This is a genomic window from Salinicola sp. RZ23, assembly GCF_003206675.1.
In the GTDB taxonomy this organism is placed as follows: Bacteria; Pseudomonadota; Gammaproteobacteria; order Pseudomonadales; family Halomonadaceae; genus Salinicola; species Salinicola endophyticus.
The window spans coordinates 613,905-640,476 of the sequence record NZ_PZJK01000007.1; the positions used below are offsets into that span (position 1 = coordinate 613,905).

A 26,572-nucleotide genomic window follows, 5' to 3' on the forward strand; every position below is an offset into this window, starting at 1 on the left:
ACCGCCTCTGGCGAGGCGGTCGTCTGCATCACATCGACAGGCTGTGCGTCGACAGGTCGTGGCGTGTCCTCAGGCAAGCGACTCGCGCGCTTTCCCGGAGCCGCGGCGGCGTCGCTGCAGCAGCACGATCAGCGCGAACAGCAGCAGCCCGGGTATCCACATCAACTCCTTGGGCAGTTGATCGCGCGGCACCCGTACCGAGACGATCTGCTGATCGAAATCGAAGCCGAGCTTCTCCGCCTGGCTACCGAAGTCGGTGGTATCGACCAGCACCTTGCCATCTTCCTGCATCAGGTGCAGCCCCAGGCTATCGAGACGTTCGCTGCCGCTGGCACCCTCGGTCGCCGGCACCTGCACCACGAAGCTGGTGGGCGCACCGTAGGCATCCAGCCCGTCGACCCGCACCATCAGGTGGTCGCGCGGGCCGATCTCGCCCAACGCCTGCTCGAACTGGGCCGGCGGCACCTCACGGTAGGGCGCATCGGCCATGTCCATCCAGAAGCCGGGGCGGAACAGGGTGAAGGCCACCAGCAGCAGCAGCGCACTCTCGTACCAGCGGCTCTTGACCAGCATGAAGCCCTGAGTCGCGGCGGCGAAGATCAGCATCGCCGCGGTGGCGACGATAAAGATCACGATGCCGTGCCACAAATCGACATTGATCAGCAGCAGGTCGGTGTTGAAGATGAACAGAAACGGCAGCGCGGCGGTACGCAGGCTGTAGTAGAACGCCTGGAAGCCGGTGCGGATCGGGTCGGCGCCGGAGATCGCCGCCGCCGCGAACGAGGCCAGCCCCACCGGCGGCGTGACATCGGCCATGATGCCGAAGTAGAACACGAACAGGTGCACCGCGATCAGCGGCACGATCAGGCCGTTCTGCTCGCCCAGCTGCACGATCACCGGCGCCAGCAGCGCCGATACCACGATATAGTTGGCGGTGGTCGGCAGTCCCATGCCGAGGATCAGGCTGAGCACCCCGGTGAGCAGCAGCATCAGCAGCAGATTGCCCATCGACAGCGTCTCGACCAGATCCGCTAGCACCAGGCCGACCCCGGTCTGCGCCACCGCACCGACGATGATGCCGGCGGTGGCGGTGGCAATACCGATCCCGATCATGTTGCGCGCGCCGTCGACCAAGCCTTCCCACAGGTCGCGCCCGCCGCGCTTGAGATCGTCGGCGAAGTCGCTGCGCCCGCGGAACAGCGCATCGATCGGCCGCTGGGTGAGAATGATGAAGATCATGAAGGCGGTGGCCCAGAACGCCGACAGCCCCGGCGACAGGCGCTCCACCATCAGGCACCACACCAGCACGATCACCGGCAGCAGATAGTGCAGACCCACGAGCACCGTCGGCCGCGTGCGCGGTAGCTGAGTGATCTCCTGGTTGGGATCGTCGACCTCCAGCTCGGGGTAGTTCGAGCCGAGCTTGAGCAGCAGCACGTAGACCGCGATGACCCCGGCGCCGATCACCCAGGAGGCGGACTCGCCGAGGGCCGGCTTGAGCCAGCCGATACCGTAGTAGACCAGCGCCGCCAGCAGCATCACCCCGATCAGCCCGGTCAGAAAACCGAAGATCTTGGTCAGCAGCGGACGCGGCGGATTACCGCTCGGCAGCCCCTGCATGCCCGCCTTGAGGGCCTCCAGGTGAACGATATAGAGCAGCGCGATATAGGAGATGACCGCCGGCAGGAAGGCGTGCTTGATCACCTCGATATAGGGGATGCCGACGTACTCGACCATCAGGAAGGCCGCAGCGCCCATCACCGGCGGCATGATCTGGCCGTTGACCGAAGAAGAGACTTCCACCGCGCCGGCCTTGGTGGCGCTGAAGCCGACCCGCTTCATCATCGGGATGGTGAAGGTACCGGTGGTCACGGTATTGGCGATGGAGGAGCCGGAGATCAGTCCGGTGAGCCCCGAGGAGACCACCGCCGCCTTGGCCGGGCCGCCACGGTAGTGGCCCAGCAGCGAGAACGCGACCTTGATGAAGTAGTTGCCGGCACCGGCCTTGTCGAGCAGCGCGCCGAACAGCACGAACAGGAACACGAAACTGGTCGAGACGCCGAGGGCGATACCGAACACACCCTGGGTGGTCAGCCACTGGTGGTTGACCAGCCCCGAGAAGCTCACCCCGCGATGGGCCAGGATGCCCGGCATGTAGGGCCCGGCCAGCGAGTAGATCAGAAAGATCAGGGCAATGATCGTCAGCGGCGGCCCCAGCGAGCGGCGGCACGCCTCGAGCAGCAGTAGGATGCCGGTCACGCCGACGATCACATCCTGCAGGATCGGCGCACCGGGGCGCTGTGACAGCTGGCCGTAGAAGAAGTAGAGATAGGAAGCGCAGAACGCGCCCACCAGGGCCATGGCCCAATCGGGCAACGGCATGCGCTCGCGCGGCGAGCGCTTGAACGCCGGATAGGCCATGAAGGCGAGGAATATGGCGAACGCCAGATGGATCGAGCGCGCCTCGGTGGCGCTGAATACGCCGAAGCCGAACAAGAACGGCAGCGGCGAGGCGATCCACAGCTGGAACAGCGACCAGGCTGCAGCAACGCCAAGTAGCAATCGGTTGGGGAAGCCGGTCAGCTTGCGGCCACCGGTGTCGGTAGCGGCCAGCTCATCCAGCTTGGCCTGATCGGGGCCGGAAGTCTTGGTATCGGTCATGGTGAGATCCTGACAGGGAAACACGCAGGCGCCGAGGAAGTGGCCCGCTCACGGCAGGGAAGAAGCATCTGCTTGCGGCAACGCTTCGCGGTCGGGGCCGGACATCAGCGTCCGCCCCCTTCCAAGGCGCGGCGGCGGGCGTCTCGGCGAGACGCCCGCCCACGCGTGCTTAGGAAAACGCTGAACAAATCGGCGAGCGGGATGAAGCGCAAGGCGCCCGGAGCACAAGAACCGCAGCATATGGGGTATATGTGAGGATTCTGAGCACCGCGCAACGCAGCGATTCACCCGCGCAGGCATTTGTGCAGTGTTTCCTCAGAGCCAGCCCTGCTCTTGGTAATATCGCTTGGCACCGTCATGCAGCGGCGCGGAGAGACCGGCGCTGATCATGTCTTCCGGCTTGAGGTTGGCGAATGCCGGGTGCAGACGCTTGAAGCGGTCGAAGTTGTCGAACACCGCCTTCACGGTCTGGTAGACGACTTCATCCGGCACCTCGGCCGAGGTCACGAAGGTCGCGCGCACACCGAAGGTCTGGACGTCGTCCGGGTTGCCCTCGTACATCCCGCCGGGGATGGTGGACATGCTGTAGTAGGGGTACTTGTCGACCAAGCCCTTGACCGCGTCATCGTTCAGCGGCACCAGGTTGGCGGCGACGGTGGTGGTCGCTTCCTGGATCGCACCGTTGGGGTGACCGACCACGTAGGCCATGGCGTCGATGTTGTTGTCGGCCAGCGCCGAGGCCATCTCGGCGGCACCCAGCTCGGAAGCCAGCGAGAACACGCTGGTGTCCCAGCCTTCGGCGTTCATCAGGACTTCCATGGTGGCACGCTGGCCGGAGCCCGGGTTGCCGATGTTGACGCGCTTGCCCTTGAGATCCTGGATCGAGTGGATGTCGGCATCCTTGCGCGCCAGGATGGTCAGCGGTTCACCGTGCAGCGAGAACACCGAGCGCAGATCCTTCATCGGCTTGTCGAACTGACCGTCACCGTTGTAGGCGTTGTACTGCACGTCGGACTGGGCGACGCCCATGTTCAGCTCACCGGACTTGATGCCGTTGATGTTGGCCACCGAGCCGCCGGTGGAGGGCGCGTTGCAGCGGATGCCGCTCTCTTCGGCGCTGCGGTTGACCATCCGGCAGACGGACTGGCCGACCACATAGTAGACGCCGGTCTGGCCGCCGGTACCGATGGTGATGTACTGGGTATCCTGCGCCATGGCAGGGGCGGACAGCGTGGCCGCACCCATCAGGGCAGAAGAGAGTAAGGCTGCAGTCAAAGCGTGGCGTTTCATGCGCATACCTCGAGTTTCCCGTTTATTGTGTGAGGCCGATCTGGCGACCCCGAACGTCGAGCGGTGACATGGACCGGGCTTGTGCTGATTCTATCCCGGTTCGTCATGCCTGCCGCGCCCTCCCTTGGTGGAGCGTGGCGGGCTCGCTATGCCTCCCGCTGCCCTCGCCTGACGGCCTGGAGCGCGTCATGCAGAGCGGTCTGGAGCATGTGCCGACGACCGTTTCGGCCCTCGGAACGGGGACCCGGCTCGACAGCACTGCCTGTAACATAGCTTATCCTGACGGCGAGCCATCTTATAGAGAGTTTCGTGCTGGCAAAACCCGCAACCTGCCGCTTCTATCACCGGGTCTGCGCAGGGCGCGCCAAGGAAATAGCACCAGAGACGCCGGAAGAAGAGGATTTCTTTGCCGCCAGCCGCGACGGGCGCTGCGGGTCGAGCACAACCGCTATGGGGCATGCGCGACCGGCATGACGTCAGGGCGCCGCGAGCCAGGGGCCGAGGTCGACCCGGTCACCGACACCGAGCCCCCGCTGCGCGAAGTAGCCGGCGTTGGTCTCCAGCGCAGCACGAAACGCCACACCCGCCGCATAGGCCGGGCAGCGGCTGGGCATCTCGGCACGGCACGGCGGCATCGTTCTCAGCGCGCGGATGGTGCCATCCGCGCCGAGAAAGGCGATGTCCAGCGGAATCCGCGTGCGGTACATCCAGTAGGCACTGCTGCCGGGCTGCTCGGCACGGTAGAGGAACAGCATGCCGGCATCCTCGGGCAGGGAGTCGCGCGCCATCAGCCCCCGCGCCCGCTGATCGGCGGTGGCCGCCACTTCGATTCGCAACGTGTAGTCACCGCCCGCCCCACTCAGGCCCAGATGCCCCCGCTCCGCGGCGCCCGCCAGCCCAGCCCATGTCAGCAGCGCCAGCGTGGCGCACAGCTGCAGCGCTTGCACCGGCCGCCAACGCCCCGCCGGCGCGGCGCGCCGCCGGGCGGCCTCAACCGAGCGCGGCATCGTCATCGTCATCCTCGCGCGCACGCGGCGGCGCCTGGACGCTGGTGACCTGGCGCTGGGCAGACTCACTGCCGCCCAGGCGGTGGTCGATCCAGGAGAGCATGGTCAGCTGAGCCACCAGCAAGCAGAGACAGATCGCGATTCCCTTCCACATCTTCGTATCCTCGATGGTCGACGGCGGCAAGCGCCGGGCTCAAGATACCGTGTTGGTCGGATTTGCCATAGCCCCCGTCATCGCCTCCGCCGCCCTCACCCGGCCCGGTGCGCCGGACGCCCCTTGACGGCCACGCCCGCGGCGTTGAAAGTCTGGGCCTACGAGCCCACTAGGGTTTTACGAAAAGTCAGCGAGCGAAGGCAAGACAAGGCAAAAATCGGCGAAAACGCGGAGTTTACGGGGTGTAAATGAGCATTTTTAGCCGATTTTTAACGCCGTATTGCCGAGCGCAGGTAGTTTTCTTGCAAAGCCTAGCCCAGCCATATCAAAGGAACTCATCGCGTGCCCCTCAAGGATTTGTCGATCGGTCTGGGCGTGATTGCCATCTGGGCACTCAACATCATCGTGATCAAGCTCGGGGTCGCGGAGATGCCGCCGCTGCTGGTGATGATGCTACGCTTCATGCTGGTCGCCGCGCTGGTGGTACCGTTCACGCGTATCACCCGCGCGCAGCTGCGCTGGGTCCTGCTGCTCTCGGTCACCTTCGGCGGGCTCCACTTCCCGCTGCTGTTCGTCGGTCTCGAGCACGCCGAGGCGGGCACCGGGGCGCTGCTGGTACAGATGGGCACGCCCTTCGCGACCCTGCTGGCGGCGCTCTTCCTCAAGGAGAAGCTGGGGCCACGACGGCTCGCCGGCCTGGTGCTGGCGTTCGGCGGCGTGGTGGTCCTGGCCGGCGGGCCCTCGCTGCCGCCGCCGCTCTCCACCGCGCTGCTGCTGGCAAGTGCGCTGGCCTGGGCGGTCTCGACACTGATCATCAAGCTGGCCCCGCCGATTCCGCCACTGACCCTGACCGGCTGGATCGCGCTGTTTGCCACGCCGCTGGTGGCACTCGGCAGCGCCCTGTTCGAATCCGATCAGTGGCAAGCCATTCAGCATGCCGGCTGGGCCGGCTGGGGCGCAGTGGTCTACACCGCAGTGATGTCCTCGATCGCCGCCTACGGACTCTGGTATCACCTGTTGCAGAAGCATCCGGTCAACCGCGTGGTACCGTTGACGCTGCTGATGCCGGTATTCGCGGTAGCGCTGGGGGTGTGGTTGCTGGACGATCCGCTGGGCGTGCACAAGGTGTTCGGCGGGCTGCTGGTGATCGCGGGTCTCGCCGTGATCAATCTGCCCCTGCGGCGGCTGACGCTCGCCCGCCGGACGCCGTGACGCCGTGACGCCGTGACGCCGACCACCGCAAGCCTCGCCCAGCGCTGAGATTCCGCGACAGCCATTCCGGGATCGACGCCCCGAGAATCGGCGTCGCGGGACAGGCGCCCGGAGCGTGTCGCCGCCCGCCCCCTTTCATCATCGAGGAGCCCGCATGCACCAAGCCGTCGACCCCGGCGTGACGATCGCCACCATGAGCCTGGACGACCACCCCGATTTCGTCGCCATGATGCAGCGCACCCCGGGTGTGGTGCTGCGCCAGGCCGATGGCCGTGAGGCCACCGCGCGCTATCTGGCGCGCAACCCGGGCATGAGCTTCGTCGCCCGCTGGCCCGGCCGAGCGGGGATCGTCGGCTGCGCCATGTCAGGGCACGACGGCCGCCGCGGCTATCTGCAGCACGTCATGGTCGACCCAGAGTGCCGCGGGCTGGGCCTGGGGCGCCGGCTGACCGAGCGCTGCCTGCAGGCGCTACTGGCGGCCGGCATAGAAAAGGTGCACCTGGATACGCTGGCCGACAACGCCGATGCCCACCGTTTTTGGACACATCTGGGGTGGTCCAACCGCAACGCCGAGATCGTCCGGTTCTCGCGGCTGCTGGTCGACGATCCCAACGCCTGAGCAAGGCGCCCACCCGATAGCCAGGAGCCGACCCCAAGATGTCGATACTCTCTGCTTGCTCGACCTACCGCGCGCCACGCCGGCGACTGCCGTGCGCCTGGCTGCTGCTGGCGCTGGCGGCTTTCGCGGCCCTGCCGACGTTCGCGGATTCGCCCGATATCGCGTCCGATGCTACGCGCGACGCCACACCCTATCCACGCGACATGCAGCTGCTGCGGCTGACCGACGCCGCCGGCAAGCCGCTCGCCGCACTGACGCTCGGCGATCTCGAAGCGCTGCCCGGCCGCGAGGTGGTCGGGCCGATTCCGGACAGTGGCCTGGGCTCGTCCCACTGGTATGGTGTCTCCCTGCGCACGCTGCTGGCCAAGTATCATCTGCCCCTGCCGGAGAGCCTGCACGCCTACGCCCTCAACGACTACGATGCGATCATTCCCGCGAGCGATCTCACCCGCTACGACCCGATCGTCGCCTACCGGCGTGACGGCCACTATCTCCCGGTGGACGCCTACGGCCCGCTGATCGTGATGTACCCCTACGATAGCTATCCCGAGCTCTATACCCGTACCTACTACAACCGCACCGTATGGCAACTCGACGAACTGCGGCTGCGCTGAAGGCGGCGGTACCGGACGGCGGCCGCCACTGGCACGCGCTGGCGCTGATGCTGCTGGCCGGCATCATGATGGGGGTCGCGCTGGCAGGGCTGCGCACGGTGGCCGACCGTGGCCAGGAGTTCTCCTCGCCCGGCCGCTACAACGAGGTGTGGCAGAGCTACAGTCTCAGCCGCCAGGTGATGAATCTGGCCGCGACCGCCGACGCCGTGGCCAGCGGTGTCGAGCCCCCCATACGGCTCAAGCTGCGCCTGGGGGTGATGCGCACCGCCCTGCTGCCGCTGTTGAAGACGCAAATCTTCGAGGAACTGAACGCGCAGCGTCCGCAGATCCAGGCCACTCTAGCCCATCTCGACCAGACGACTCGGCGCTGGGATCGTGAGCTGAGCTGGCAGGATGTGGCAGCCTCACGCCGGTTGGCCGCCACGATAGCCGCAGACCTCTCCGACGAAGAACCGGACCTGCATGCGCTGATCGTGGCCGCCAATATCGCCGTCGCCACTCACTCCGACCGCCAGCGCCAGGCGTTGCAACGCACCTTCCACTGGCTCTCGCTGGCACTGCTGCTGCTCGCCGCGGGCTGTGCGCTGCTGGCGCTGAAGATCATCCTGGACCAGCGACGTGCGCGCCGCCTGGCCAACGATCTGCACCAGCTCAACCTCTCGCTGGAACGCCGCATTCAGGAGCGGACCCAGGCCCTGCGCGACCGCGAGGCGCTGCTGCAGACCATCCTCGACTCCTCGCCCAGCGATGTCACTCTGATCGGCGCCGATCAGCAGCAGGTGTTCTATGTCAGCGATAGCCTGCTCATCCAGAGCGGCGCCGAACACGCCAGTCGCTTCAGCCTGGCGGCGCTGTTCGTGGACCCCGCCGAGCACGCGCGCTTCGTCGCACGGCTGGAACGCGGCGAGCTGATCTATCAGATGGAGGCCAGGCTGTGCCCCAAGGCGCCCTACTGGGCGCTGCTCAACGCGCGCCAGCTGCAGGTGGGCGAACAGCCAGCCTGGCTGGTGTGGTGTTTCGACATCACCCAGCGCCGGCGCCAGCAGGAGCGCCTGACCCGGCGCGCCGATACCGATGACCTGACCGGATTGAGCAACCGCCGTGCGCTGCTGAAGGCGACCGTGAAACACCTGCGCCGGCGCCGCGACATGGCGCTGAGCGTGCTGCTGATCGATATCGACCACTTCAAGCGGGTCAACGACGCCCATGGCCACGATGTCGGCGATGAGGCGCTGCGCGTCGTCGCCAACCAGCTGCGCAGCGCGGTGCGCGATCCCCTTCTGGTCGGACGCGTGGGTGGCGAGGAGTTCGCGGTGGTGCTGCCGGAGACCCCGCTGGCCGAGGCGGTGACGGTCGCCGAACGCCTGTGCCGGTTGGTGGCCACGACCCCGCTGGCGCTGGCGTCGGGGCCGGTCCTGGCGCTCACCCTCAGCATCGGTGCGGCCGAGCGTCGCCCGCGGGAGTCGCTCAAGCAGATGATGCGCCGTGCCGATCGTCATCTGTATCAGGCCAAGCACAGCGGCCGCGATCGCGTGGTCCAGAGCGAGGGCTGAGACGGACGCGCCGATTTCGGTCTAAACTCTCTCTTCTCGCCGGGGATCGACACGCGCAGTGACGCTACCACAGCGACACCTTCGAAGAGACGCCAGCGCAGAGAGGCGCCACGCGCGGCCTGTCATGGCGCCTGTCGGCGATTTATTAAGCATGCTAACATTATCGCCGCTTCGACGGACGGGCTAAGGAGTGCCATGGGTCTTCAGGAAATTGCGCTAGGTGGCATCTATCTCAGCCCCCTACTGATCTATGCCGTGCTGGGTCTCATCGCGACCCTGGTCACGCGCACCCTGCTGCACTGGCTCGTGGGACACCGCGCGCTGTGGTACGAAGCCTGGTTCGACGTCTCGCTGTTCGTGATCTTCACCGCCGCGATCACCTTTCTGTTTACCGTCCTGCTCGAGAGCTCTTGATGCGCAACTCGCTACGTATCCTCTTGACCCTGATCATCGTCGCCATCGCCATCGCTGCCGGTGTCTGGTTGTGGAACTACTATCTGTTCACGCCCTGGACCCGGGATGCCCGCGTGCGCGCCGAAGTGATCACCATCGCCCCGGACGTCTCCGGCTGGGTGCGCTCGCTCAATGTCAGCGACACCGGCTACGTCTCCCAGGGCGATACCCTGTTCGAGATCGACCCCTCACGCTATCAGGCCGCCCTCGACAAGGCCGAGGCCAGCGTCGCCAACAATCAGGCCACGCTCGACCTGAAGCGCGCCGAGGAGCGTCGCCGCAACCAGCTCAGCAATCGTTCGATCAGCGCCGAGGATCGCCAGATCGCGCAGATCAACACGCGCATCGCCCAGGCCAATCTGGCACAGGCCCAGGCCACCCTCGACAGCGCCAAGCTCGATCTTCAGCGCACCCAGGTGGTGGCGCCGGTGAGCGGCCACGTGCTCAACCTGCAGCTGGCGGCGGGCAACTACGTCACCCGCGGCACCCCGGTGATGGCGCTGGTGCAGGCGCGCTCCTACTACGTGATGGGGTACTTCGAGGAGACCAAGCTGTCATCGATCGCCATCGGCGATCCGGCGGACATCATCCTGATGAACGGGGACACCCATCTGCACGGCCATGTCGCCGGCATCGGGCGCGGCATCGCCGACAGCAACACCAATCTCAATAGTCAACTGCTGCCGCAGGTCCAGCCCACCTTCAACTGGGTGCGTCTGGCCCAGCGGATCCCGGTACTGGTGACCTTCGACAAGATGCCCGACCAGACCCTGCTGAGCGCCGGCATGACCGCGACGATCCGCATCCAGCATGATGCCGATGCCGAGCGCAACGACGCCGGGCAGGCACCGGCCAAGCCCGCCAGTACCGCAACCCCGGCCGGCAGCGGCGTGGATCGCCGCCCCACGCCGCAGTCGCAGTCGCAGTCGCAGTCGCAGCTACCCGACGCGATCCCCACCGAGCGCGCCACCGACGACGTGCACTGACCCCATGCCGACGCTGCTCAAGCACTACCTGATGCCGGATGCCACGGCGGTCAAGTTCGCGATCAAGACCACCCTGGCGATGATGATCGCGCTCTATCTGGCGCTCTGGTTCAACCTCGATCGCCCCTACTGGGCGCTGATCTCGGCGGCGTTTCTGCAGATCCGGCCGATGAGCGGCATGGTGATCGAAAAGGGGATCTGCCAGATCGGCGGTACCCTGATCGGCGCCCTGGTCGGGATCGGGATCATGGCGCTGTTCGCCCAGGCGCGGATACCGGCGCTGACCGCGCTGACGCTGTGGATCATGCTGTGCACCTATGTCGGCTCGCTATGGCGCAACAACTACACCTATGGCTGCATCATGGGCGCGGTCACCGCGATGCTGATCGTGGTGATCTCCAACGGCAGCTCCCCCGGCGGGATTTTCGACATCGCCGTGGCGCGGCTTTCGGAGCTGGGCCTGGGCGCGGTATGCGCCACTCTGGTGAGCTCGCTGCTGTGGCCCTCGAGGGTCGGCGAGCACCTCGCCACCCAGGCCGACAGCGTCATCAACCAGGCCTTCGAACACGCCGCCCTACGCCTGGCAGCGAGTGACGACATCCCCGCCATGCAGCAGGCCCTGCGCGGCAGCCTGGGGCCGCTCATCATGCTCGAGACCGACAGCCAGGCGGCCCGCTTCGAAGGCCCCGAAGGCCCCGGGCGCATGCGCGCCACCCATGTGCTGACACGCCGCACGCTGCGCTTCATGGCCACGCTGCACGCACTGCACCAGCTGCTGCACGACCACGCCGACAAGCTCGACCCGGGCAGCGTCGATATCGCGCGCCAGGTCTCCGACGGTTTCCGCGAGGCGGAGCACGGCAAGGGTGTGCCCCAGGCGCGGCAAGAGCTGCGCGCGCTGCGCCGGCTGGTCCACGAGAGCAACGAGTCCGGCCTGGCGCCGCTCGACCGCCGCGTGCGCCTGGGCATCCGCGAAGCGATCGGCCACGCCATGGTGATGCTGGACGCGCGCGAGGCGATCGCCGACCCGGGCCGCCACCGTTTGCGCTCGGCGCCGCTGGCGTGGCACCGCGACCATCTGGCGGCCGGCATCAACGCCGTGCGTGCCGGGCTGGTGTTCACCATCCTGGCCGCATTCTGGATCCTCACCGCCTGGAACAGTGCCCTGGTGGCGATGCTGCTGGGCACGCTGTTCTCGGCGTTCTTCGCCAGCCGCGACAATCCGGTGACGATCACCCTGATGTTCTACAAGGGCATGCTCGCGGCGATCCCCAGCGCCTTCCTGTTCGGCCATGTGCTGCTGTCGCAGGCTCACGGCTTCCCGATGCTGGCGATGCTCTTTGGTACGCCGCTGTTCCTCGGGCTGATGGGCGCAACCAACCCCAAGATCATGGGTTACTGCCTCGCCTTCACCATCTTCAACATCCTGTTGACCATGCCCGGCAACAACATGAACTTCTCCTTCGACAGCTTCGCCAACCGCGCGCTGGCGGTGATCCTCGGTCTGAGCTGCGTGGTGATGGGATTCCGTCTGCTGCCGGGTCTGGGCACGCGGCTGCGCCGCCGCCGCCTGATCAAGGCCATCTCCCAGGATATCCACCAGCTGCGGCGACGCTCGATCCGCGATGCCGAGACCCGCTTCAGCGGCCACATGGCGGATCGCATGCTGCAGCTGGCGCAGCACGACGACATGCTGCCGGAGGACCAGCGCCACCTGTTCATCCTCGGCCTCACCGGCCTGGATATCGGCAGCGCCACCCTGCGCCTGCGCGACCGCCTCGATGAGGCGCCGCATCCGCTGATTCGGCGCGCTCACCAGCAGCTGCTGAGGGCCCTGGCGAGCGGCTTCGAGGAGGCCGCCAACGGCCGCCCGCCGCAGGGCGTGCATGAGGCCGGCCAGCGCCTGGATGCGATGATCGCCGAGCACGGCGACGTCCCCGCGGATCGACGCGTGCTGCTGGAGGGGCTGATCGAACGCCTCGAACTGGCGCTGGAGCGCCTGGCCAGGATCATGGTCGAGCGCCCGCATATCAAGGCCGCCGACGCCGATCGCCGTCAGCCGGGCAGTGCCTGAAAAAGGAGTGCGCGCGTCGAGTCTTCAGACGACGCCCCGGGCGCTGAACCGCGCACTGGCGCAAGCTCAGGAGAGGCGCCGCGGCCAGGTATCGGCGATCCGATAGCCGGCCGGCCACGGGTCGCGGGGATCGAGGGTGTGCTGATGGGTGCCGGTGATGAAGGCGCGGCCGCTGATCGAGGGCACGATCGCCGGCTGCCCACCCATATCGGTGGTCGCCTCGATACGGCAGTGGAAGCGCGAGCCCAGAATCGACTCGCCGATGAAACGCTCCCCGGGCGCCAGCCGGCCTTGGGCGTGGAGCAGCGCCATGCGCGCCGAACAGCCGGTACCGGTGGGCGAACGGTCGAGCTTGCCCGGCTGGATCGCCACCGTGTTGCGTCCCACCCAGGCACCCTGCTCGCGCACCAGCGGCGCCGCGATCTGGCAGAACGAGACGTGGCGCCACTCCGGATTGAGGGGATGGAAGAAACCGACCTGCTCGTTCACCGCCCGGGTGATGCGCATGCCGACATCGACCAGCTCGGGGGCTTCGTCCGGGGTCACCTGGAAGCCCAGATCCTCGGCGTCGACGATCACGAAGCTGTCACCACCGAAGGCGGTATCCACCCGCAGGGTGCCCAGCCCGGCGACCTCCAGAGCGAGGTCGCGGCGGGCGACGAAGGCCGGCAGATTGCGCACCTTGACCTCCTCCACCTGCCCCTGGGCACAGCGCGCCGTGATCTCGATCAGCCCGCCCGGCGCCTCGAGCACCAGGTGGGTGTAGGGCTCCTGCATCGGCAGGATGCCGGTCTCCAGCACCACCGTGGCGACGCACAGGCTGTTGGAGCCGGACATCGGCGGCGTATCCTCCGGCTCCATGATGATGAAGCCCATCTGCGCGCGCGGGTCCTTGGCCGGCACCAGCAGATTGACGTGGCGAAACACCCCGCCGCGGGGTTCGTTGAGCATGAAGTCGCGCAGCGTGGCGTCGGCAGCGATCCAGCGCGACTGCGCCCATAGGGTCTCCCCCGGGGGCGGCGCCACGCCGCCGACGATGACGTCACCCACCTCGCCCTCGGCGTGGCAGCTGACGCTGTGGATCACACGTCTGCTCTGCATCGTGTCACTCCGTCAGGTCCCTCTGCGCCACGGGATCAGTCGCCCAGGCCGAGGTAAGCCTTGACCACCGAGGCGTCCTCGCGCATCGCCGCGGCATCGCCCTGCATGCGGATCTCGCCGTTCTCGATCACATAGGCGTAGTGCGCCAGGCGCAGCGCCAGACGCGCGTTCTGCTCGACCAGCAGGATGGTGGTACCGGCCTCGTTGAGGCGTTTGATGATGCGCATGATCTCGGTCACCAGTTTGGGCGCCAGCCCCATCGACGGCTCGTCGAGCAGCATCACATTGGGGCCGTGCATCAGCGCCCGCCCCATCGCCAGCATCTGCTGCTGTCCCCCCGAGAGCAGCGAGCCATCCTGATGCCGCCGCTCGTGGAGGATCGGGAAGAGCGCATACACCTCCTCCAGCCGCTGCCGGCGTAGCGCATTGTCCTTGAGGGTGAAGGCGCCCAGCTCGAGATTCTCCTTCACCGTCAGCCCGCGCAGCACGCGCCGGCCTTCGGGCACATGCACCACCCCGCGTCGGGCGATCTGATGCGCCGGCAGCCTGGCGATCGACTCGCCCTCGAGGCAGACATCGCCCTGGCGCGCCCGCACCAGCCCGGAGATGGTCTTCAGCGTGGTCGACTTGCCCGCGCCGTTACTGCCCAGCAGGGTCACGATCTCGCCCTGGCGAACCTCCAGCGAGACGCCGCGCAGCGCCTGGATCTGACCATAGAACGCATCCACCCCCTGTAGACTCAGACGCACGTCGCCCTGGCGTTCCGCGGACGCCCGCGGGCCCGCCGCCACGTCGTCGTCTCTCGTCGCCGTCTGTGTCATAGCGCCAACTCCTCGTCGTCCTGACCCAGGTAGGCCTCGATCACTCTAGGGTCGTTGGCCACCGCCTGGGGCGTGCCTTCGGTGATCAGGCTGCCGTGGTCGAGCACACTGATGTGTTCGGAGACGCTCATCACCAGGCTCATGTCATGCTCGATCAGCAGTACCGCGATGCCACGCTCGTCGCGAATGCGCCGGATCAGCTCGACCAGCGCCTCCTTCTCGCTGCCGTTGAGTCCCGCCGCCGGCTCGTCGAGCAGCAACAGCTTGGGCTCGGTGGCCAGCGCACGGGCGATCTCCACCCGGCGCTGGTGGCCATAGGCGAGGTTGGTCGCCAGCCGCTCCTGACTGTCGGCGAGGCCGACGAAGTCGAGACACTCGAGGCTGGTCTCGCGAATCCGCCGCTCCTCGGCGCGCTGGCTGGGCAGCCGGAGCACCGCCGCCAGCGCCCCGGCGCGGGAGCGGCAGTGCTGGCCGGCCATCACGTTCTCGAGCACCGACATCTCGCGAAACAGACGCACGTTCTGGAAGGTGCGCGCGATGCCCAGGCGGGTCACGCTGTGCGGCTTGCGCTTGACCAGGCGCTCGCCGTCGAAGGTGATCTCGCCACGCTGGGGCCGATAGAAGCCGGTGATGACATTGAACAGGGAGGTCTTGCCGGCGCCGTTGGGGCCGATCAGGCTCTGGATGCGCCCCGCGGCGACCCCGAAGGCGACCTCGTCGAGCACGCTGTTGCCGGCGAAGCTCAGCGAGACCTGGTTGAGTTGCAGTAGCATCGGCACCTCCTCAGGAGCGTTTCTCGGGCCAGATACCACTGGGCCGGAACAGCATGATCAGCAGCAGCAGCACGGCGAAGATCAGCAGCCGCAGGGTGTCGAACTCGCGCAGCAGCTCCGGCCCCAGCACCACGATGAAGGCGCCCAGGATCACCCCGGGGATCTTGCCCATGCCGCCCAGCACCACCGCCATCAGGATCAGCACCGACTGCTGGAAACTGAAGCTCTCCGGCGAGATCGCGCCCAGATTGACCGAGAAGAAGATGCCGCCGACGGCGCCGAAGATCGCGCCGATCACATAGGCCGCCAGCTTGACCGCGACACGGTTGATGCCCATCGCCTCGGCGGCATCCTCGTCGTGGCGCACGTAGAGCCAGGCGCGCCCCAGGCGCGAGTCGAACAGCCGCTGGCTGGCGATGTAGGCGAGCACCGCCAGCGCCGCGAAGACGTAGTAGAAGTCGATCGAGCTATCGATGTACCAGCCGAACAGCGACGGCTCGGGGATGTGCGACAGCCCGCTGGCGCCACCGGTGATCTCCAGATTGCGCGCGGTGAAGCGCACGATCTCGCCGAAGCCCAGGGTGACGATGGCCAGGTAGTCGCTGCGCAGGCGCAGCGTCGGCCCGCCGATGATCACCCCGGCCAGCGCCGCCGCCAGCAGCGCGAACGGGATCGCGGCCCAGAAGTTGAAGCCGAACTGCTGGGTCAGGATGCCGATGGTATAGGCGCCCACGGCAAAGAAGGCGGCATAGCCGAGATCGAGCAGCCCGGCATAGCCCACCACCACGTTGAGCCCCAGACACAGCACCACGTAGAGCAGTGCGTTGGTCAGGATCACGGTGACGTACTGACTCGATAGCCACGGCGTGACGATCAGGATGGCGAGCAGCACCAGGTGCAGCGCGCGCCGCCGGCCGGGGGAGTCGAAGGCGGCATACAGGCGCTGGGCCAGGTTGCCACGGGGGCGCCCTTCCGGCGCCACGGGGGTCGGATTGGCCATGTCACATCCTCTCCACTTCGGATTTGCCGAGCAGCCCCGTGGGCTTGAACACCAGCACCAGGATCAGGATCGCGAAGGTGAAGACATCCTTCCATTCGCTGCCGATGAACGGGATATGGGTGCCGAACGACTCCAGCAGCCCCAGGATCAGGCCGCCGAGCATGGCCCCGGTGATACTCCCGATGCCGCCGATCACCGCCGCGGTGAACGCCTTCAGCCCGATCAGGAAGCCCATGAAGTACCAGATGCTGCCGTAGTAGGCGCCGGCCATGGTGCCGGCGGCGGCGGCCAGCCCCGAGCCGATGAAGAAAGTGATCGCGATCACCGCCGAGACGTTGATGCCGAGCATGCGGCACATGTCCTTGTCGATCGCCACCGCACGCATGGCGCGGCCGTAGAGCGTCTTCGACACGAACAGCTCCAGCGCGATCATCAATACCGCCGCCGTGGCCACCAGCACGATCTGGTTATAGGAGATGAACAGATTGCCGAGGCTGAGCCCGCCGAAGCCGAGGTCGGTGCGAAAGGCGGTGTACTGGCCGCCGGTCAGCGACAGCGCCGCGTTCTGCAGCACCAGCGACACCGCCAGCGCGGTGATCAGGATCGACAGCCGCGGCGCCGCGAGCATCGGGTGGTAGGCGATACGCTCGATCACCACCCCCAGGCAGCCCACCGCCAGCATCGCCAGCAGCATGGCCACGAAGATGCCCAGCCAGCCGGCGCCGAGCACCCCGGAGACCAGTGACAGACCGCCGAAGCCGGCGAAGGCACCGGTCATGTAGAGATCGCCATGGGCGAAGTTGAGCAGCTTGATGACCCCGAACACCATGGTGTAACCGAGTGCCACCAGCGCATAGAAAGAGCCCAGCACCAGCCCGTCGGCGAGCTGCTGGAGCAGAGAGTCGTACCAGGTCATGGGCATGCGTCCCTGGGCAGCGAAGGAGGAGGCAACCGTGGCAGCGCCGCCCGCAGCGCTTTACGCGCGCGGCGGGCGGGTCACCACGGTCGGCCGTGGATCAGGGCTGGTAGCGGGTCCACTTGCCGTCCTGCCCCTCGAGCACCACGAAGTTGCTGCGTGCCAGGGTGTGCTGCGGGGTGAAGCTGATCGGACCGGCCAGCCACTCCTTGCCGTCGGCGCTGCCCAGCGCCTTGATGATGGCGTCGGCGTCGGTCGAACCCGCCTTGTCGATGGCCCAGGCCATCAGCTGCATGCCGTCATAGGCCAGCGGTGCGTAGGGGCCGGGCGCGGTGTCGAACTTGGCCTGATAGTCGCTGATGAACTGCTTGGCCGCCGGCAGGAAGTCGGCGGTGGGGTTGGAGAAGGCGTAGACGCCCTCCGCGGCCCGTCCGGCGATATCGAACAGCTTGGGCGAGTTGGAGCCGTCGCCCACCGCGATGGTGCCCTGGAAGCCGCGCTGACGCAGCTGCCGGATCAGCAGGCCGCCATCGGCGTAGTAGGCGGTCCAGAACACCGCCTGGGCGCCGGAGCCGCGGATCTTGTTGACCAACGCCGAGAAGTCCTGCTCACCCTTGTTGACGTACTCGAAGGCCGACACCTCGTGGCCGGCCGCCTTCCAGGCGTCGCGGGTCAGGTTGGCCAGATCCTGGGAGTAGGCATCGCCCTGGTTGACGATCGCCAGCTTGTCGATGCCCTTGCCCGCGAAGAAGTCGACCGCGGTCTTGGCCTGGTCGGCCCCGGTCGAATTGATCATGAAGGCGTTGCCGGGGTTGGCCGGGATCAGCTGGGTGGAGTTGGCGGCGACGATCACGAACGGAATATTGGCGTCACCATAGATCTTCAGCGTCGGTTGGGTGGCGCCGGAGCAATAACCGCCGACCACGCCGACCACCTCCTGCGAGGCCAGCCGGCTGGCCGCGTTGACCGACTGCTGCGGGTCACAGGCGGTATCGCCGCTGACCAGGGTGATCTGACGTCCGCCGAGCAGGCCGCCCTTGGCGTTGATCTCGTCGGCGGCCAGGCCGATGGCGTTGAGCATGTCCTTGCCGTAGGTCGCTTCGGAGCCGGTGGTGGGCGCCTGGACACCGATGGTGATCGGTTCGTCCTGGGCCAGTACCGGGCCGCTCGCGGCCAGATGGAGGGCCGCCGTGGAGGCGATGAGCTTGAGGATTGTTCTCATGGTCATGATTGCCACTACTCCCTTCGACGCTTTGCGCTTTATGGTTGTTGGTACGACGCTGATCAGGAGGCCACTCGTGCATGACGGTGGGCACCCGCGCGGCCAGAGCGATCCGGCCATCCACCGATCCACCCTGACACGGCGCATGAGGCACTGATAGCACACCTTTTGTATAAAATATACGCTCAATATGCACCAGGGCTTACATAGAGAAATAGAAAAATCGCTGCCAGTGAAGCAGGAGAAAGAGTTCATTCTTTGCCATGACGGCAGGGAAATCCTCGAATACCCGGCCAGCACCGCAGAAAAAGAACCGAAGATCATCCGCCGCGCGCTGCCCGCTCTTCCCTGGCCTCGACAATCCCCGGCGCCAGAGACGCGAATGCCCCGCCGAGCGAACTCGACGGGGCATCGGTAGCCCGGCGACGCCTTGGCTGATTCAGTAGGTCAGGCCGAAATGGCTCTGCACGCTGGTGTGCCAGCCATCGTCCACCGGCGAGCCGAAGTAGTTCAGCCCGTTCTTGTTGGTGACGATATCGAACCAGGCGTAGTAGCGTCCGGCAGTGACCTTCACCCCCAGGTCGTTGAGCATGGGGTCGTCCATGTCGCCGAAGCCGCCGTTGACCGGTGAGTAGTCACCCGACGCCGCGATATAGCTGAAGTCGTTGTAGAAGTAGAGGTTCTCCACCACGCCCCAGTCGACATCCATGCTGTAGGCGAGGCTCGCCGAGTACATCTGCCCTTCTGCCGGAATCAGATAGTTGAAGCCGAAGGCACCGACCTGCAACGCATTGTCCGAGACACCCGATACCGCTTCGTCGGGGTTCTTGGCGTTGTACTGGTAGCTGGTCGCCTGCAACAGCGTGGTCCAGTTGCCGTAGTTGCCGTTCATGCCCAGCGCCACGGCCCAGTTGTCACCACTCTTCTGGGTATTGTGGTTGTAGAGCTGCCCCCCCTTGGCCGAGAGGTTGAGCTCGGTGGTGTAGTCCGAGCCCTTGCCGAAGGTATAGGCGGCGCGTGCGGCCAGCTGATTCTCTTCGCTGTTGCCCTGGGGGCTGTCGCCGATCGCGTTGGCGCCGTAGTGCTCGTTGCCGTCGCCGAGCTGGTCGCTCTTGAAGAATGCAAGCGTGGTGTCCCAGGCGCCCTGAGAGTGATCCCACTTGATGCCGGCGTTCTGATTGTCGTTGAAGCCCGCCAGATACGGCAGGTTGCCGTACCAGCCGAGATAGCCGTAATCCATGTTGCCGAACGGGGTCTGCACCAGGCCGAGCTTGACCGTGTCGGCGTCACTGAAGGCGTAGCCCGCCCAGGCGTGCTGCAGAAAGCGATAGCCGTCGTAGAAACGGTACTGGAAGGAGTAGGAGAGCGGCCCCTCACCGCCTTCCATGCCGAGGATGAACTTGCCGAAGTCCATGTCGCCGACGGTGTCCTTGCTCGACTCGCTCCAGTCGTTGAAGGTGTACCCGAGCTCGATCGCCCCGCTGAACTGCGGCTTGCCGACGTTATCCAGCAGCGAGCTGTTCTTCTCCGCCAGCTGGCGTGTCTGCGTGTTCTCGCGCTGCTGGCTCGCCTTCTGGGCGGCGAGTTCGCGCTGTAGCTCCTGCACCTGCTGCTGGAGCGCATCGAGCCGGCGCTGGATCGCTTCGCTATCCTGGTGGGTCTGGGCAAAGACAGCAGGGGCGCAGGCCATCAGGCCCACGGCCAGGCCGAGGGTTGAGTAGGTCTTGAGAGTCACGTTGTTATTCCCTTGTCGTTGTTGATACAGCCTCTGTCGGGCCGTCGAGAGATCGCGCCGCGCTCACGCAACAAGACGCGTCCCAGGAAGGATAGGCAATTTCTCGGATTTTCCGTAACGAATCCGTTACGCGTCTGACATCTGGCGAAAGGCCCGCGGGGCGCGGGATTCGTCAGCTCGGCGTAGGCTGACTACGCTGAAAGCAGGCGGCCCGACGTGACACGGACGGCATGCCACCAAGACCAACAAACCAGCCACGCGCCACAGCACGCGGGCGGTTAAAAGAATACGGACATTCAAGGGAGAGAACAGTGGCCAAATCCACCTCGTCTCGCGGTGCGAGCAGGTTGTTCTCCTGCATCGTGGGTCTCATCGTCGCGCTCGCCGGCCTCGCTCTGGGCGGCGGCGGGCTCTATCTGGCACTACTCGGAGGGTCCTGGTACTACCTGTTGGCGGGTATCGTGATGCTGCTCGCCGGCATCCAGCTGTGGCGCGGCCGGATCTCGGGGGCCTGGCTCTACGCCCTGGTCTTCGTCGGCTCCTTCCTGTGGGCTGCCTGGGAGTCGGGGCTCAACTACTGGCGCTGGATTCCGCGCTTCGACCTGGTCCTGATCCTGGCGATCCTGGTCGCCCTGGTCTCACCCGCCCTGCGTGGCGGGCCACGTCCGCGGGTCGGCTTCGCCCTGGCCGGCGTGCTCTGTGTGGGGCTGATCGTCGCCGGTGCGCTGGCCTTCCTGCCCGGGCGCGGCTACCAGAACCTGGCGCCGGTACCGGCGGTCGCCGATGGCTCGCTGGCCACCGACGTCGGCAATGCCCAACCGGCGGACGTCCCCGCCCCGGGCGACTGGACCGCCTACGGCCGCGACTCGGCGGCGACCCGCTACTCGCCGCTGGAGCAGATCACCCCGGACAACGTCGACCAGCTCCAGGTCGCCTGGCAGTACCGCACCGGCGACCTGCTGGATCATCGCTGGGGCGCCGAGACCACCCCGCTCAAGGTGGGCGATGACGTCTTCCTGTGCACCTCGCGCAATATCCTGATCTCCCTCGATGCCGCCACCGGCGAGGAGAACTGGCGCTATGACCCTGTGGTCTCCAAGGACGCCATTCCCTATACCGCCGCCTGCCGCGGCGTGACCTACTACGAGGTGCCTGCGGATCGCCTGCCCACCGCGGACAGCGCCGATGACCCCCAACAGGCGGCGGCCAGCGGCAACCAGGCAGACGACGCCCAGGGCAGTGACGCTCAGAACGGCGGCGATCCGAACAGTGACGCCGCGATGGCCGCCAACGACGCCATCGCCTGCCGCACCCGGATCATCTCCGGCACCCTCGACGGGCGCATCATCGAAGTCGACGCCGCCACCGGCAAGCCGTGCACCGACTTCGGCGACAACGGCCAGGTCGATATCAAGCGCAACATGGGCGAGACCCCGCCGGGCTACGTCTCGATCAACTCCGCCCCGGTGGTGGTGCGCGATGTCATCGTCACCGGCCACCAGGTGCTCGACGGCCAGCGCCGCTATCCGCCCTCCGGCGTGATCAAGGGTTTCGACGTCATGACCGGCGAGCTGCAGTGGGCCTGGGATGCCGCCCGCCCCGACCGCAGTGAACCGCTGACCGGCGACGAGACCTACGTGCGCGGCTCGCCCAACATGTGGACCACCGCCGCCGGCGACAGCAAGCTGGGGCTGGTCTACCTGCCCATGGCCAACAGCGCCGCCGACTACTGGAGCAGCTCGCGCACCCCGGAAGAGAACGCGTGGGCCAGCTCGATGGTCGCACTCGACGTCGAGACCGGCCTGCCCAAGTGGCACTTCCAGACCGCGCACAAGGACGTCTGGGACTACGACCCCGGCTCGCAGCCGACGCTGATCGACTTCCCCACCGACAACGGCGAAGTGCCGGCGCTGATCATGCCCACCAAGCAGGGCGAGATCTACGTGTTCAACCGCGAGACCGGCGAACTGCTCGGCGGCGGCGCCGAGGAGCGTCCGGTCCCCCAGGGCGGCGCCGAGCCGGAGCAGCGCAGCAAGACCCAACCCTTCTCGCGCTATGCCACCCTGCGCCAGCCCGATATCACCGAGAAGGACATGTGGGGCATGTCACCGTTCGACCAGCTCTTCTGTCGAATCCAGTACCACCAGGCCAGCTGGAAGGGCATGTATACGCCGCCCACCGCCGAGCAGCCGTGGGTCGAGTACACCGGCTACAACGGCGGCTCCGACTGGGGCAGCGTGGCGGTCGACCCGCAGCGCGGGGTGATCATCGCCAACTACAATGACATGCCCAACTACAACGAGCTGGTGCCGCGCGACGTCGCCAACAAGCTGGGCTGGGTCCCGCGTGAGGAGCTGAAATCCGACCGCGGCGGTGCCGAAGGCGCGGGGGATCCGCAGGCCAACACCCCCTACGCGATCAACGTCAACGCCGGCTGGCGGGTGCCCTATACCGGCCTGCTGTGCAAGCAGCCGCCCTATGGCCATATCCGCGCCATCGCGCTCTCCAGCGGCAAGACGCTGTGGGACCGCCCGCTGGGCACCGCCCGCGCCAACGGCCCCTGGGGCATCCGCTCGGGCCTGCCGATCGACATCGGCACGCCCAACAACGGCGGCTCGGTGGTCACCGCCGGTGGCCTGATCTTCATCGCCGCGGCGACCGACGATCTGATCCGCGCGATCGACATCGAGAGCGGCGAGACCGTGTGGCAGGCCGCCCTGCCCGCCGGCGGCCAGGCCAACCCGATGGTCTACGAAGCCGACGGCCGCCAGTATCTGGTGATCGTCGCCACCGGCCACCACTTCATGCAGACCCCCACCGGCGACTACGTGATCGCCTACGCCCTGCCCAAGCAGAGCGATAGCTGAGCGACGCTTTACGCTCACCGCAAGACCGCATCGCCCCGGCCAACTGGCCGGGGCGATGCGTTTCAGCCAGACGCCAGGGCGCCTTACCTTTTCAATCGCGATCGACCGCGAACGCCGACCACGCCTGACGGGTCGGCATCACCTCCAGCCGGTTGATGTTGATATGCGCCGGCAGTGTGGCCAGATAGAACATCTGCTCGGCGATATCCTCCGCGCTGAGCGCGGTGGTGCCGCGGTAGAGCGCATCCGATGCCGCTTGATCGCCGCCGGTGCGCACCAGAGTGAATTCGGTCTCGGCCAGGCCCGGGGCCAGATCGGTGACGCGCACGCCACTCCCCTGCAGATCGCAGCGCAGGTTGTAGCTGAACTGCTGCACGAAGGCTTTCGACGCCCCGTAGACGTGGCTCCCCGGGTAGGGCCACTGACCGGCGATGGAGCCGACATTGACGATACTCGCCCCTTCGCCGGTCGCAATCAGGGTCGGCAGCAGCGCATGGGTCACGTTGACCAGACCGGTGATATTGGTGTCGATCATGGTGTGCCAGTCCGCGAGCTTGACCTGCTGGGCCGGCTCCGGCGCCAGCGCCAGGCCGGCGTTGTTGATCAGCGCGCGCACCCGTTTGAACGGCTCGGGCAGCGCCTCGATCGCCTGACTCACGGCCTGGTCATCGCGCACGTCGAGCGCCAGCGTGTGCACCTCGACCTGGCTCGACAGCGCCTGGGCCAGCGCCTCGAGCCGCTCCTGGCGGCGCCCGGCGAGAACCAGCGCCCAGCCGGCCTCGGCAAAGCGGCGGGCGGCGGCGCGGCCGAACCCGGAGGTGGCACCGGTAATGAAAACGACGTCTTGCATGCTTGTCTCCTCGGCTTGATTGTCGATCGTTGCGTCCGTGTCGCGGTGCGCTCAGCGCAACAGGGTCTCCCGCGCCAGCACCCACAGCGAGAGCGCGATCAGCAGCGGCGCCACGCTCCAGCGCATCGAGCGCGGCGGCGAGCGCTCGAAGGCCCACTGCCCCAGCGCGTTGCCGAGCAGTGCCGGCAGCAGCAGCCAGGCGCCGCGCGTCAGCGTCTGGGCGTGCAGCGCACCGGCCAGCCACAGGCCACTCAGGGCCGCACTGCTGCTGATGGCGAAGAACAGGATCGCGGTGGCGCGCAGCACCGCCGGCGGCAGCCGCTGCTGCAGCAGATAGAGCATCAGCGGCGGGCCGCCCGACGAGGCGAGCGTCTGGCACAGCCCCGAGGCCGCCCCGGCCAACCAGGCAGTGCCAGCGCGCAGCTCGCGCGCCGCGTTCGGTACCGCTGCGCGCCCCAGCAGCAGCGCCAGCGCCCCGGCCAGGGCCAGTAGTGCGACGATGACGCGCAGCGGCGTGGGCGGAATGCTCGCCATCAGCCACACGCCGAGCGGGGTCGCCAACGCCATGCCGCCGATCAGACGGCGCAGCCGGTCGCGGTCGGCCAGGCGCCAGGCGCGCCGCCACAGCCCCGCGCTGGTGATCAGATCGAGCAGCAGGGCCAGCGGCACGGCTTCGAGCGGTGGCAGCACGAGCGTCAGCCCGAGCGCCAGCAGCATGGCGAAGCCGAAGCCGCAGTAGCCGCGCACCGCACCCGCCAGACACGCCAGTGCCAGCACTCCACCCAGCGACGGCAGCGACGGCATCATCGCCGCGACGTTCACTGCCGCACACTCCCCGGCCCAGTCCGCATCAACGTCACCATCGTCGCCCTCTCATCGTGACAACCGGGCTGGGAAAACCGGGCTGTCATAGGCGAGCACCTTAAGCGCCGCGGCCCCAGGGGCTGTAGAGCCAGTTGCGACGACTCCTCGGGACATGGTGCCGGCTGTCACGAGCGCGACGAGGTTCTGGCTCTAAGACGATCCCGCGGCGCCGCTTAGTCTGAACCTGAGCCAGACGCGTCTGGGCGCGAGCACAGCGCCCGAGGCGCAATCCGCCTTTCCCCCTGGTGCCGATGGCGCCGGGCGACACAGGATGCAGACCATGACCCAAGCCTCGACCGCCACCCTCGGCAACGACGCCATCAGCAGCGACTCGATCAACCACGACGCGATCAACAATGACTATGTGCGCCAGCTCGACCGTCGGCACGTGTTCCACTCCTGGTCCGCCCAGGCCACCCTCGACCCACTGGTGATCGCCGGCGGCAGCGGCTGCCGGGTGTGGGACTATGCGGGCAAGGAGTATCTCGATTTCAGTAGCCAGCTGGTCAACACCAACATCGGCCACCAGCATCCCAAGGTGATCGCCGCCATCCAGGCCCAGGCCGGCGCGCTCGCCACTGTGGCGCCGGCGCATGCCAACCTGGCCCGCGGCGAAGCGGCCAAGCGCATCCTGGCGCGGGCGCCCCAGGGCTTCGAGAAGGTCTTCTTCACCAACGCCGGCGCCGATGCCAACGAGAACGCCATCCGCATGGCGCGGGCCTACACCGGCCGCGACAAGATCCTTTCCGCCTACCGCTCCTACCACGGCAATACCGGCGCGGCCATTGCCGCGACCGGCGACCCGCGGCGCATCCCCAACGAGTTCGCCCGTGGGCATGCCCACTTCTTCAACCCCTACCTCTACCGCAGCGACTTCTGGGCCGGCGACGAGCAGCAGGAGTGCGAACGCGCCCTGCAGCATCTGCAGCGGGTGATCGAGTGCGAGGGGCCGGGGGCGATCGCCGCCATTCTGCTCGAGTCCGTGCCCGGTACCGCCGGCGTGCTGATCCCACCCAAGGGCTATCTCGAGGGCGTGCGCCGGCTGGCCGATCACTACGGCATTCTGCTGATCTTCGATGAGGTGATGGCGGGTTTCGGCCGCACCGGGCGCTGGTTCGCCTTCGAGCACTTCGGTGTCAGCCCCGACCTGATCGTGTTCGCCAAGGGCGTCAACTCAGGCTATGTGCCGGCGGGCGGCGTGATCGTCTCCGCGCCGATCTGCCGCCACTTCGACGACCAGATGTTCTACGGTGGGCTCACCTATTCCGGCCATCCGCTGGCCATGGCGGCGATCGTCGCCTCTCTGGATGCGATGGCCGAAGAGGGGATCGTCGATAACGCCGACCGGGTCGGCAACGGCGCGCTCGCCAAGGGGCTTTCGCAGCTCGCCAGCGATCACGCCATCATCGGCGAGACGCGCGGTGTCGGCGTGTTCCATGCCCTGGAGCTGGTCAGCGATCGCACCTCCCGCGCGCCGCTGCCGGGGGCCGAGATGGCCAAGATCAAGCGCGCCCTGATCGACAAGGGGCTGCTGCCGTTCGTGGTCGAGAACCGCATCCACGTCACCCCGCCCTGTATCGTCAACGAGGCCGAGGTGGCGCAGGGGCTGGCGATTCTCGACGAGGTGCTGGGCGCCGCCAGCTGAACCACTCCCGGAGTAGCGACACCGCTGACACACAGACGCCGGCCTGCAGCCGGCGTTGTGCTTGATAAGAAGCGGACCCGGGTTCGGCGCTCAAGACGGATGCCGGGGGAGCCAGGCTCTCTAGGCAGGCATCCCAGGCAGGCACCCCAGGCAGG

At 67.0% G+C, this 26,572-nt stretch carries 22 protein-coding genes; 9 read left to right on the forward strand and 13 right to left on the reverse strand.

Annotation, left to right across the window (positions count from 1 at the left end; genetic code table 11):
• Positions 1-69 precede the first annotated feature (69 nt).
• The 4 genes from DOM67_RS08925 to DOM67_RS19790 all read right to left on the reverse strand — a co-directional run bounded on the left by DOM67_RS08925 (position 70) and on the right by DOM67_RS19790 (position 5,112).
• Positions 70-2,661, reverse strand: a complete 2,592-nt coding sequence (locus DOM67_RS08925) for a TRAP transporter permease (RefSeq protein WP_110675259.1) — start codon at positions 2,659-2,661, stop codon at positions 70-72.
• A 315-nt stretch (positions 2,662-2,976) separates the two neighbouring features.
• On the reverse strand, positions 2,977-3,951 hold the full coding sequence (locus tag DOM67_RS08930; RefSeq protein ID WP_110675324.1) for a TAXI family TRAP transporter solute-binding subunit: 975 nt from the start codon (positions 3,949-3,951) through the stop codon (positions 2,977-2,979).
• Between the two features lie 476 nt (positions 3,952-4,427).
• Entirely contained in the window at positions 4,428-4,958 is a 531-nt protein-coding gene (locus DOM67_RS08935; RefSeq protein ID WP_232825188.1) for a DUF192 domain-containing protein, read from the reverse strand.
• Positions 4,942-5,112, reverse strand: a complete 171-nt coding sequence (locus DOM67_RS19790; protein ID WP_157958818.1) for a hypothetical protein — start codon at positions 5,110-5,112, stop codon at positions 4,942-4,944. The genes DOM67_RS08935 and DOM67_RS19790 overlap by 17 nt, the downstream gene beginning before the upstream one ends.
• A 342-nt stretch (positions 5,113-5,454) precedes the next feature.
• Between DOM67_RS19790 and DOM67_RS08940 the strand changes: the two genes are divergently transcribed.
• The 7 genes from DOM67_RS08940 to DOM67_RS08970 all read left to right on the forward strand — a co-directional run bounded on the left by DOM67_RS08940 (position 5,455) and on the right by DOM67_RS08970 (position 12,623).
• Positions 5,455-6,324, forward strand: coding sequence for an EamA family transporter (locus DOM67_RS08940; protein WP_110675261.1), 870 nt, complete (start codon positions 5,455-5,457; stop codon positions 6,322-6,324).
• A 154-nt stretch (positions 6,325-6,478) separates the two neighbouring features.
• Positions 6,479-6,943 (forward strand): GNAT family N-acetyltransferase, encoded by a 465-nt coding sequence (locus DOM67_RS08945; RefSeq protein ID WP_110675262.1) that lies wholly within the window; start codon positions 6,479-6,481, stop codon positions 6,941-6,943.
• A gap of 38 nt (positions 6,944-6,981) precedes the next feature.
• Complete coding sequence (locus tag DOM67_RS08950; RefSeq protein WP_198651762.1) at positions 6,982-7,557, forward strand: molybdopterin-dependent oxidoreductase; 576 nt, start codon at positions 6,982-6,984, stop codon at positions 7,555-7,557.
• Entirely contained in the window at positions 7,527-9,110 is a 1,584-nt protein-coding gene (locus DOM67_RS08955; RefSeq protein ID WP_110675263.1) for a GGDEF domain-containing protein, read from the forward strand. Before DOM67_RS08950 ends, DOM67_RS08955 begins: the two co-directional genes overlap by 31 nt.
• Before the next feature lie 195 nt (positions 9,111-9,305).
• Positions 9,306-9,524: a DUF1656 domain-containing protein gene (locus DOM67_RS08960; RefSeq protein WP_110675264.1), complete on the forward strand. Its 219-nt coding sequence runs from the start codon at positions 9,306-9,308 to the stop codon at positions 9,522-9,524.
• Positions 9,524-10,549 (forward strand): HlyD family secretion protein, encoded by a 1,026-nt coding sequence (locus tag DOM67_RS08965; RefSeq protein ID WP_110675265.1) that lies wholly within the window; start codon positions 9,524-9,526, stop codon positions 10,547-10,549. Before DOM67_RS08960 ends, DOM67_RS08965 begins: the two co-directional genes overlap by 1 nt.
• Before the next feature lie 4 nt (positions 10,550-10,553).
• On the forward strand, positions 10,554-12,623 hold the full coding sequence (locus DOM67_RS08970) for an FUSC family protein (protein WP_110675266.1): 2,070 nt from the start codon (positions 10,554-10,556) through the stop codon (positions 12,621-12,623).
• A gap of 66 nt (positions 12,624-12,689) precedes the next feature.
• Here the strand turns inward: DOM67_RS08970 and DOM67_RS08975 are convergent, their stop codons facing one another.
• The 7 genes from DOM67_RS08975 to DOM67_RS09005 all read right to left on the reverse strand — a co-directional run bounded on the left by DOM67_RS08975 (position 12,690) and on the right by DOM67_RS09005 (position 20,191).
• Positions 12,690-13,724, reverse strand: a complete 1,035-nt coding sequence (locus DOM67_RS08975; protein ID WP_110675267.1) for a proline racemase family protein — start codon at positions 13,722-13,724, stop codon at positions 12,690-12,692.
• A 35-nt stretch (positions 13,725-13,759) separates the two neighbouring features.
• A complete protein-coding gene (locus DOM67_RS08980; protein ID WP_110675268.1) occupies positions 13,760-14,545 on the reverse strand; it encodes an ABC transporter ATP-binding protein in 786 nt (261 codons plus the stop codon).
• Entirely contained in the window at positions 14,542-15,318 is a 777-nt protein-coding gene (locus tag DOM67_RS08985; RefSeq protein ID WP_110675269.1) for an ABC transporter ATP-binding protein, read from the reverse strand. Before DOM67_RS08985 ends, DOM67_RS08980 begins: the two co-directional genes overlap by 4 nt.
• A 10-nt stretch (positions 15,319-15,328) precedes the next feature.
• The gene (locus tag DOM67_RS08990) at positions 15,329-16,318 is read right to left on the reverse strand and encodes a branched-chain amino acid ABC transporter permease (RefSeq protein WP_110675270.1); all 990 of its coding nucleotides are present in this window, start codon (positions 16,316-16,318) and stop codon (positions 15,329-15,331) included.
• A 1-nt stretch (position 16,319) separates the two neighbouring features.
• Positions 16,320-17,234 (reverse strand): branched-chain amino acid ABC transporter permease, encoded by a 915-nt coding sequence (locus tag DOM67_RS08995; protein ID WP_035471257.1) that lies wholly within the window; start codon positions 17,232-17,234, stop codon positions 16,320-16,322.
• A 100-nt stretch (positions 17,235-17,334) separates the two neighbouring features.
• Entirely contained in the window at positions 17,335-18,462 is a 1,128-nt protein-coding gene (locus DOM67_RS09000; protein ID WP_232825189.1) for a branched-chain amino acid ABC transporter substrate-binding protein, read from the reverse strand.
• Positions 18,463-18,895: 433 nt separating this feature from the next.
• The gene (locus DOM67_RS09005; protein ID WP_110675272.1) at positions 18,896-20,191 is read right to left on the reverse strand and encodes a hypothetical protein; all 1,296 of its coding nucleotides are present in this window, start codon (positions 20,189-20,191) and stop codon (positions 18,896-18,898) included.
• A 230-nt stretch (positions 20,192-20,421) separates the two neighbouring features.
• Here DOM67_RS09005 and DOM67_RS09010 point away from each other — a divergent pair, with 230 nt between their 5' ends.
• A complete protein-coding gene (locus tag DOM67_RS09010; protein ID WP_232825190.1) occupies positions 20,422-23,058 on the forward strand; it encodes a membrane-bound PQQ-dependent dehydrogenase, glucose/quinate/shikimate family in 2,637 nt (878 codons plus the stop codon).
• A gap of 91 nt (positions 23,059-23,149) precedes the next feature.
• On the opposite strand, the gene DOM67_RS09015 is transcribed toward DOM67_RS09010, so the two are convergent.
• A complete protein-coding gene (locus DOM67_RS09015; protein WP_110675274.1) occupies positions 23,150-23,908 on the reverse strand; it encodes an SDR family NAD(P)-dependent oxidoreductase in 759 nt (252 codons plus the stop codon).
• A gap of 51 nt (positions 23,909-23,959) precedes the next feature.
• Positions 23,960-24,730: a sulfite exporter TauE/SafE family protein gene (locus tag DOM67_RS09020; protein WP_198651763.1), complete on the reverse strand. Its 771-nt coding sequence runs from the start codon at positions 24,728-24,730 to the stop codon at positions 23,960-23,962.
• Between the two features lie 322 nt (positions 24,731-25,052).
• Here DOM67_RS09020 and DOM67_RS09025 point away from each other — a divergent pair, with 322 nt between their 5' ends.
• Entirely contained in the window at positions 25,053-26,417 is a 1,365-nt protein-coding gene (locus tag DOM67_RS09025; protein WP_110675275.1) for an aspartate aminotransferase family protein, read from the forward strand.
• Positions 26,418-26,572 lie beyond the last annotated feature (155 nt).